The sequence below is a fragment of the Streptomyces katrae genome (assembly GCF_000966975.1).
In the GTDB taxonomy this organism is placed as follows: Bacteria; Actinomycetota; Actinomycetes; order Streptomycetales; family Streptomycetaceae; genus Streptomyces; species Streptomyces katrae.
In genome coordinates this window covers 1-7,758 of the sequence record NZ_JZWV01000498.1, presented here as the reverse complement: position 1 = coordinate 7,758, position 7,758 = coordinate 1, and the positions used below count along the sequence as shown (strand labels likewise).

Genomic DNA, 7,758 nt, shown 5'->3' with positions numbered 1-7,758 from the left:
GGGGTCCCGGTGATCCGCGACGCCGCCAATCTTGTCATGGAGGCCGCGCGCTCCGGCAGGCGGGTCGTCCGTGCCGTCACCGGCGACCCGGGGCTCGACGGGAACGCGGCCGCCGAGATGCTGGCCTGCGCGAACGAGGGCATCCCCTTCGAGGTCGTGCCCGGTGTCGCGACCGCCGTCGGCGTGCCCGCGTACGCGGGTGTGCCGCTGCGCGGCGACAAGGGCGCGGACGTGCGCTTCGTGGACGCCAAGCACGCCTCGGCGCGCTGCTGGGCCGAGGTGGGTGCCGGCGAGGGCAGCGTCGTGGTCGTCTCCGCCACGCTGGAGACGGTCGCCGCGGCCGCCGCCGAGCTGGTGTCGGCCGGCCGCAAGCCGGAGACCCCGCTGACGGTGACCGTCGGCGGTACGACGACCCGGCAGCGGACCTGGACCGCGACCCTGGGCACCATCGCCCAGGTGTTCAAGCAGGGCAAGGTGCTCCCGTCCCCCGAGGGCTCCCGGCCGGTCATAGCCGTGGTCGGCGAGCAGGGCGCGGCCACGCGCCGTGAGGAGCTGGCCTGGTTCGAGTCGAAGCCGCTGTTCGGCTGGCGGGTGCTCGTGCCGCGCACCAAGGAGCAGGCCGCTTCGCTCTCCGACCAGCTGCGTTCGTACGGCGCGGTGCCGCACGAGGTGCCGACCATCGCCGTGGAGCCGCCTCGCACCCCGCAGCAGATGGAGCGGGCGGTCAAGGGCCTGGTGACGGGCCGCTACGAGTGGATCGCCTTCACCTCGGTGAACGCCGTCAAGGCGGTGCGGGAGAAGTTCGAGGAGTACGGGCTCGACGCGCGTGCCTTCGCGGGCATCAAGGTCGCCGCGGTCGGCGAGCAGACCGCGGCCGCGCTGGTCGAGTTCGGTGTGAAGCCGGACCTGGTGCCCAGCGGTGAGCAGTCGGCCGCCGGTCTGCTGGAGGACTGGCCGCCGTACGACCCGGTCTTCGACCCGATCGACCGCGTCTTCCTGCCGCGCGCCGACATCGCCACCGAGACGCTGGTGGCCGGGCTGATCGAGCTGGGCTGGGAGGTGGACGACGTCACGGCCTACCGGACCGTGCGCGCCTCGCCGCCGCCGGCGGACACCCGTGAGGCGATCAAGGGCGGCGGCTTCGACGCCGTTCTCTTCACCTCGTCGAGCACCGTGCGGAACCTGGTCGGCATCGCGGGCAAGCCGCACAACGTGACCGTGATCGCCTGTATCGGGCCGGCGACGGCCAAGACGGCGGAGGAGCACGGCCTGCGCGTGGACGTGCTGTCGCCGGAGCCGAGCGTCGGCAAGCTGGCGGAGGCGCTGGCCGCGTACGGGGAGGCCCGGCGCGAGGCGGCCAAGGAAGCCGGCGAGGCCGTGGCCCGGCCGAGCGAGCGCCGTCCGGGCGCGCGGCGCCGCCGTACGACGTGAGTGCCTTAGCGGCGCCGGCCGCTTCGGGGACGGGAGGGGCCCGGGTGCGCAGAGCGCCCGGGCCCCTTCGGCGTGCCGGGTACCCAGGCGGGTTTGAGTAGGCGTGCGGATTCCGGCGAGGAGCGGGGCGCGGTGGGATGGGGGCATGACCGAGAACCTGCGTGCCGGTGACGCCCCGGCCCGGCGGGCCTTCGTGGCGCCGCTGGTCTCCACGCTGCTGACGCTGCCGATGGCACTGGTGGCGCTGTTCTACACCGGGATCTCGCCGATGGCCTGCGACTCCTGCGACACCGCGGCCGCGCACGCCTTCGACGCCAGCTTCCGGATCGCCTGGCCGGTGTTCCTGGCGGGGCTGCTGGGTGCCTTGGTGCTGCTGGTGTGCTGCTGGGCGCTGCCGTGGCGGGTGCGCAACACGGCCCGGCGGGTGGGGCTGGCCTTCGCCGCGCCGGGTCTGGTCGTGCTCGCCACGCTCGTCTTCACGGCGCTGGTCGACTGGCCGTAGAGGCGGGGGCCTAGGCTTGGGGCGACTGCTGTCGATGCTCGAAGAGGCGACTAGAAGATGAGCGCGTACGGATCCTTCCCCGGTTCGCGGCCCCGCCGGCTGCGCACCACCCCGGCGATGCGGCGGATGGTCGCCGAGTACCGGCTGCACCCCTCGGACCTGATCCTGCCGGCGTTCGTCCGGGAGGGCATCAGCGAGCCCCTGCCGATCTCGGCGATGCCGGGCGTCGTGCAGCACACCCGCGACACGCTGAGGAAGGCCGCCGTGGAGGCCGTCGAGGCGGGCGTGGCGGGGATCATGCTCTTCGGCGTCCCGGCGGACGAGAACAAGGACGCGCTGGGCACGGCGGGCACCGAGCCGGACGGCATCCTGCAGCTGGCGATCCGCGACGTGAAGTCCGAGGTCGGCGACGACCTGGTGATCATGTCGGACCTGTGCCTGGACGAGTACACCGACCACGGCCACTGCGGGGTCCTGGACGCCGACGGCCGGGTGGACAACGACGCGACGCTGGAGCGGTACGCGGAGATGGCCCAGGTCCAGGCCGACGCGGGCGTCCACGTCGTGGGCCCGAGCGGCATGATGGACGGCCAGGTCGGCGTGATCCGCGACGCGCTGGACGAGACGGGCCACGAGGACGTGTCGATCCTCGCCTACACCGCCAAGTACTCCTCCGCCTTCTACGGCCCCTTCCGCGAGGCCGTCGCCTCCTCCCTCCAGGGCGACCGCAAGACCTACCAGCAGGACCCGGCGAACGCCCGCGAGTCCCTGCGCGAGCTGGCGCTGGACCTGGAGGAGGGCGCCGACATGGTCATGGTCAAGCCGGCCGGCCCGTACCTGGACATCCTGCACCGGGTCGCGGAGGCCGTGGACGTGCCGGTGGCGGCGTACCAGATCAGCGGCGAGTACGCGATGATCGAGGCCGCCGCCGAGAAGGGCTGGATCGAGCGCGACCGGGCGATCATGGAGACCCTGCTCGGCATCAAGCGGGCGGGCGCGGACACGATCCTGACGTACTGGGCGACCGAGGTCGCGGGCTGGCTGCGCCGCGAGCGGTGACCTCCGGGGGTGGGGGCGGTCCCTGCGGCTGCTCCCGGGCCCGCCCGGAGCCGGGCGCATGGTGGAGCAGCAGGACGCCGTCCTCTTCCTCCACGCCTGCGCCTGCTGCGGCTACCTCAGAGCAGGTGCAGCGGCGGTACGACCAGGACCACGGCGAGGAGGCGTGGTCTCGTCCTGGGGAGTGCCTGTGTCTCGAACCATCCGCCGGAGGGAAGCATGTGACGGCGAGCCGTACCGGGGGTGGGATCGCCGAGTTCGGCCGGGTCGATGCCGAGGTTGGCAAGTTCGACGATCTGGTCGGCGACGGCCTTCACCTCGTCGCGTACAACCTTCGGGTAGCCGACCTCGTCCTCAGAGTGGAAGGCGTACTCCCACACCCAATGGTCATCGGTCACTTGGAGGCCTCGCCGGCGGTACGGATGCCCGCCTCCGCGGCGGCTGCGTTGCGAATGCGGCTGATCTCGGCGGTGATGTTGCGCGCCTCGCCGAGGTCGGTGACTTCTCCGGCTCGGGCCTCAAGGGCCCGGAGCCGGGCAGCGGTCTCCGGGTGTCGGGCGATGGCCACCTCGACGGCCCATGCCTCGGTGAAGGCGCGGAGGGGAACTGCGGACACCTCAGCTCGCGCCCGGGCGGTGCTGGACGCGCGATCACGGTCGAAGTCGGCGAGCAGGTGCGGGGCAACCTGGGCGAGGGCGGCGCGGATGGCCTCGGGCTGGGTGGGCGGCTGCGGAACGGCGGACGGCTGGGGCGCGGTGCTCATGCGGCTTCGGTCCTCTCCTCCTGATCCAGTTCGCCCGCCCGGTAGGCATTGGCGAGAGCGGTGACGTGCTGGCGGGACCATCCGACACGGCGACCTACCGCCGCCTTCTGCCCGTAGCGGTCGGCGGAGCCGATGCGACCCGCCATGCGGTTGAGGTGAGCCTGCGCCCGCGCGAGGGCCTGCTCGGCCCGCCGGACGGCCTTGAGGGCCTCGTCCAGCTCAGTCTTCTCGTCGTTCGTCAGGGGATCGCTCGTGGCTCGCACGGCCCGAGCATAAACCGTAAGTCTGGCTTGACGCTATGGGGTGCGCGTCGGCCGGACGTGGCGCCGCGGGCGTGGCTCTGCGATCTCCCCATAACTGATCGTTCTGCCTGCGAGACGTGCAAACTCTTGGACTTGCTGCGGGCCTGCCGAGAGCCTTGGAGCCGTGGCAACAAACACGCGCATCCGACTTCTCCAGGGACTCGCCCTGCTGGCCACCGGCCTCCTCGCCGGCGCGTTCGGCTACAGCGCGGCCAACCTCGTCCCCACCTTCAACGCGGTACCGCTCGACATGCGGCTGTCCTTCCATCGCCGAGCTGATGAAGATGAACGGCATCACCATGCAGGCGGCGATGGCCGTGTCGATCCTCAGCTCCCTCGCCCTCGCGGCCTTCACCCGCGGACGCGCCCGTCTGGTCGCGGGTTCGGCAGGCATGCTGGCCCTCGCGTCCTTCCTGACGACCCGGTTCGGCAATGTGCCGATCAACGGCCGGATCAAGGAATGGGCCCGCACCTCGGCGTCGGCCGACCACGCGGAGGTCCTGCGGCGCTGGGAACTCTTCAACGACCTGCGCACCCTCACAGCCGTGGCCGCTTTCGTCCTGCTGATCGCCCTCTCCCTGGGGCAGCAGAAAGTTTTCTCCCCGGGCTGTCACATTCGCCTCGCGGGAGGGGTCAGTGCAGTGAGAACACGCGCTGACGCTGACCGAGGAAGAGGCCGATCATGTCCGAGACCCACCGCTCCCGCCTGTCCAACCCCGTCAAGACCCTGCCGGACCTCGGCGCCGTGACGGGGGCGATGTACAAGCTGATCGGCAACGGCACGGTCCCGCAGTCCACGATCTCCCTGATGCACCTGCGGGCCGGCCAGATCGTCGCGAACAGCTACCTGACGAAGATGCACACCGACGCCCTGCGCGGGGCGGGGGAGGCCGAGGACCGGATCACCGCCGTCTCGTCGTGGGCGGACGCCCTCTGCTTCACCCCGGCCGAGCGGGCGGCGCTGGCGCTGGTGGAGGCCGTGCTGACGGCTCCGCCGGCGGGCCGCGAGCGGGTGTCGGACGAAGTCTTCGCGGAGGCCGCGGAGCACTACGACGAGAAGGCCCTGACGACCCTGATCCTCGCGATCAGCCAGGTCAACTTCTTCATCCCGCTCGCCCTGATCGGCAAGCCGCTTCCCGGGCAGGCCCCCTCCAAGCAGTGGACCTGATGCGGGGACGCGCCGCCGGGTGCACCCTGGAATTCAGCGGCCACGGAGGTGATCGCCATGAAGGATGCCGTCGGATGGCATGTGGAAATGGAGTTCCAGGAGGACAACAAGCGCACGCGGGCGGCGGCCATGGTCCGGCTACCGGACGGGAACGAGGTCCGCGGGCACGGGTACGCCAGCCGTCACCCCAGTGACGGTAATCAGCCCCGCGTGGGCGAGGAGATCGCGGCGGCCCGCGCGCTGAACGACATAAAGGAGCAGCTGCTCAGCAAGGCGCACGACGAGATCGACGACGCGTCGGGACGCACGTCGTACCCGATCACTCGCTGACCCACCCGGTGAGCGCCGCCCAGCTGGCGGGCCCGAGGTCGAGGACGGGACCGTCCTCGACCTTGGAGTCCCGGACGTGGATGGTGGTGGGCGTGGTGGCGACCTCGACGCAGTTGCCACCGTTGCTGCCGCTGTAGCTGGACTTGAACCACTTCAGGGTGGTGCTCATGACTCTCCTAGCAGGCGGTCAAACTCGGCTCTCGTCTCTGCGGGGTTGAGGGCCTGTGTCCGCAGCATCGCATACCTGCGTTCCACGATGCTCACCTCATTCGGCTCGGAGGTGAGGTGGCTGCCATGCTGGGATTCCATGTAGGCGAGGCGCTGGTGGTCCCGGGTTTCCAGGAGGACGAACGGCCCGTCGAGTGACGGGTGTTGAGAGTGCGCGAGGGGATAGATCTGGAGGGAGACGCCCGGAAGTTCCGAGCAGGCGCGTAGGTGGGTGAGCTGCTCCCGGTAGACCTCCCGGCCGCCCAGCTGCAGCAGGAGCACGGGCTCCCAGATCACGAAGCTGAGCATGACGGGTTCCTTGCGCCGGAGGATCTCCCGTCGCCGGACCCGCACCGTGGTGCGGCCGGCGACCTCCTCCTCACCCAGCACGGGTACACAACTGCGGAAAACGGCGTCGGCATAGGCGTCCGTCTGGAGCAGCCCGGGCATGACTTGGTTCTCGTACGAGGAGATGGCGATGGCCTCGCGCTCACGGTCCAGGAACTCCTCGGCCCACGGCGGGATCACGTCCGTTGCGGGCATCTGGAGTGCTGCCACCGTCAGCAGGCCCGGCAGGCCCAGGTGGAAGTCCAGCAGCTCGGCGACGTTCGGCATCAACCGACGTCGGCCCTGTTCGATGGAGGCGACGGTCTCCTCGTCCACCTTGACCAGTTCGGCGAGCTGTTTCTGGGTGTAGCCCTTGGCGACCCTGGCGGCGGCTACCTGCCTGCCGATCATCTTCATCGTCGTCGCGTTCGCGCGTGGGCGCTTCTTGGGTGGCATGGCGTTGGACTCCCCACCTGGGCGCGTGGATTACCCCCGACCGACCCGTACTCAGAGCGGAGTACGGGTTGGCGCAGGGTTACAAGGTAGTCACTCGGCGCCACCATCGTCCCGTGAACCTAAATACTCAACCCGGGCTCATGCGCGAGCGGTTGTTTCCCCGGGCCTACCAAACCGTTTCCGCCGCACGGGACTTCGCCCGCGAGACGCTCGACGCGTGGGGCCTGCCGGAGCGGCGGGACGATGTCGTGCTCTGTGTCAGTGAGCTGGCGACCAACGCCCTGCGGTACGGGGTGCCGCGCGGGCGGTCGTACCGGGTGCGGCTGCTGGGCTTCGGGTGCTGCGTGCGCGTCGAGGTGCACGACAGCGGGCCCGGGCGGTCGCGGATGCTGGGGCGGGCCCCGGGGAACGGGCTGCAGATCGTGGAGGCCGTCTCCGACCTGTGGGGGGTGCTGCCCCGGTCGCCGGGGAAGGTCGTCTGGGCCGAGTTCCGCTGCGACGGCCGTGACACGATCGGGCCGTGACGTGTGATGTGTGTGGGTGCGAGATGCAGCCGCGGCCGGTCAGGGAAGCGGTCGAGGCGTGGGAGCTGCCGGTCAAGGAGCGGTGGTTCTGTGCCTGGTGCTACGCGTGGACCGAGCTGGGCCACCATCCCCTCGAGGCCTGTCGGCCGTCGTACCTGCCCATGGAGCTGCGGTGGGAGCGGGCGGAGTCACCGCGGCTGTCCGAGGAAGTCCTCCACGCCTACGACACGGCCTACGCCTTCACCGGTTCCGGGGCGACCCTGTGCGGGATCGGCCACGAAGGGCTTTCGACCTCCCCGTACCCGTGGTCGCCGGAATGGGACAGTGCCTGCGGCGCCTGCACGGAGGCCGCGGCCGTCATCGACCGGCGCTGGCCGCCCGAGATGCGCGACAGACTGCGGGAGAACCCGACGCCTCCCCCGGGCTCCTCCTGGCCGCCGTTCTGAGGCCGGTCGGGGGCCGGTCGGGCCTGCACCGTAACGGGAGCAACCGGTACCCAGCCCCAGAGTGCTGACCTCTTCCCGGGAGGCGGGATTCCGTGTGCGGACCTCCGCATCCCGGGCGGCCGGCTCAGATGAGGCCGTTGTCCCGGGCGTAGAGGGCGGCCTGAGTGCGGTCGCGCAGACCCAGCCGACTCAGGACGCGGGAGATGTGGTTCTTGACGGTGCCCTCGCTGAGGTACAGGCGGGATG

The 7,758-nt window shown here is 70.9% G+C and carries 14 protein-coding genes; 8 read left to right on the top strand and 6 right to left on the bottom strand.

Annotated elements, in window-relative coordinates; all coding sequences use genetic code 11:
• From VR44_RS18345 to hemB, 3 genes are all read left to right on the top strand, one after another.
• Window positions 1-1,431, top strand: a 1,431-nt coding sequence (locus VR44_RS18345; RefSeq protein ID WP_045948610.1) for a bifunctional uroporphyrinogen-III C-methyltransferase/uroporphyrinogen-III synthase, incomplete at its 5' end; no start/stop codon positions are given.
• Between the two features lie 145 nt (window positions 1,432-1,576).
• Entirely contained in the window at window positions 1,577-1,933 is a 357-nt protein-coding gene (locus VR44_RS18340; RefSeq protein WP_045948608.1) for a hypothetical protein, read from the top strand.
• 57 nt (window positions 1,934-1,990) lie between these two features.
• Entirely contained in the window at window positions 1,991-2,992 is a 1,002-nt protein-coding gene (gene hemB, locus VR44_RS18335) for a porphobilinogen synthase (protein ID WP_045948607.1), read from the top strand.
• A 116-nt stretch (window positions 2,993-3,108) separates the two neighbouring features.
• On the opposite strand, the gene VR44_RS18330 is transcribed toward hemB, so the two are convergent.
• The 3 genes from VR44_RS18330 to VR44_RS18320 are packed head-to-tail and all read right to left on the bottom strand — an operon-like array spanning window position 3,109 to window position 4,015.
• Window positions 3,109-3,387, bottom strand: coding sequence for a hypothetical protein (locus tag VR44_RS18330; RefSeq protein ID WP_063778939.1), 279 nt, complete (start codon window positions 3,385-3,387; stop codon window positions 3,109-3,111).
• The gene (locus VR44_RS18325; RefSeq protein ID WP_045948605.1) at window positions 3,384-3,752 is read right to left on the bottom strand and encodes a hypothetical protein; all 369 of its coding nucleotides are present in this window, start codon (window positions 3,750-3,752) and stop codon (window positions 3,384-3,386) included. The genes VR44_RS18330 and VR44_RS18325 overlap by 4 nt, the downstream gene beginning before the upstream one ends.
• Window positions 3,749-4,015: a hypothetical protein gene (locus tag VR44_RS18320; protein ID WP_045948604.1), complete on the bottom strand. Its 267-nt coding sequence runs from the start codon at window positions 4,013-4,015 to the stop codon at window positions 3,749-3,751. The genes VR44_RS18325 and VR44_RS18320 overlap by 4 nt, the downstream gene beginning before the upstream one ends.
• 317 nt (window positions 4,016-4,332) lie before the next feature.
• Between VR44_RS18320 and VR44_RS42695 the strand changes: the two genes are divergently transcribed.
• The 3 genes from VR44_RS42695 to VR44_RS18310 are packed head-to-tail and all read left to right on the top strand — an operon-like array spanning window position 4,333 to window position 5,552.
• Window positions 4,333-4,803 carry an anthrone oxygenase family protein gene (locus VR44_RS42695; RefSeq protein WP_245691938.1) on the top strand — a complete coding sequence of 157 codons (471 nt, stop codon included), beginning with the start codon at window positions 4,333-4,335 and terminating at the stop codon, window positions 4,801-4,803.
• On the top strand, window positions 4,737-5,222 hold the full coding sequence (locus VR44_RS18315; RefSeq protein WP_045948603.1) for a carboxymuconolactone decarboxylase family protein: 486 nt from the start codon (window positions 4,737-4,739) through the stop codon (window positions 5,220-5,222). Before VR44_RS42695 ends, VR44_RS18315 begins: the two co-directional genes overlap by 67 nt.
• A 57-nt stretch (window positions 5,223-5,279) precedes the next feature.
• Window positions 5,280-5,552, top strand: coding sequence for a DUF1876 domain-containing protein (locus tag VR44_RS18310; protein ID WP_045948609.1), 273 nt, complete (start codon window positions 5,280-5,282; stop codon window positions 5,550-5,552).
• Here VR44_RS18310 and VR44_RS18305 read toward each other — a convergent pair.
• Together VR44_RS18305 and VR44_RS18300 are read right to left on the bottom strand one after the other, a co-directional pair.
• Window positions 5,542-5,721, bottom strand: a complete 180-nt coding sequence (locus tag VR44_RS18305; RefSeq protein WP_045948602.1) for a DUF397 domain-containing protein — start codon at window positions 5,719-5,721, stop codon at window positions 5,542-5,544. The genes VR44_RS18310 and VR44_RS18305 overlap by 11 nt on opposite strands.
• Window positions 5,718-6,542, bottom strand: a complete 825-nt coding sequence (locus VR44_RS18300) for a helix-turn-helix domain-containing protein (protein ID WP_045948601.1) — start codon at window positions 6,540-6,542, stop codon at window positions 5,718-5,720. Before VR44_RS18300 ends, VR44_RS18305 begins: the two co-directional genes overlap by 4 nt.
• 140 nt (window positions 6,543-6,682) lie before the next feature.
• Between VR44_RS18300 and VR44_RS18295 the strand changes: the two genes are divergently transcribed.
• Entirely contained in the window at window positions 6,683-7,066 is a 384-nt protein-coding gene (locus tag VR44_RS18295; protein WP_045948600.1) for an ATP-binding protein, read from the top strand.
• A complete protein-coding gene (locus tag VR44_RS18290; protein ID WP_157880347.1) occupies window positions 7,063-7,512 on the top strand; it encodes a hypothetical protein in 450 nt (149 codons plus the stop codon). The genes VR44_RS18295 and VR44_RS18290 overlap by 4 nt, the downstream gene beginning before the upstream one ends.
• 124 nt (window positions 7,513-7,636) lie before the next feature.
• Here the strand turns inward: VR44_RS18290 and VR44_RS18285 are convergent, their stop codons facing one another.
• A complete protein-coding gene (locus VR44_RS18285) occupies window positions 7,637-7,750 on the bottom strand; it encodes a response regulator transcription factor (RefSeq protein ID WP_342669368.1) in 114 nt (37 codons plus the stop codon).
• Window positions 7,751-7,758: the final 8 nt, after the last annotated feature.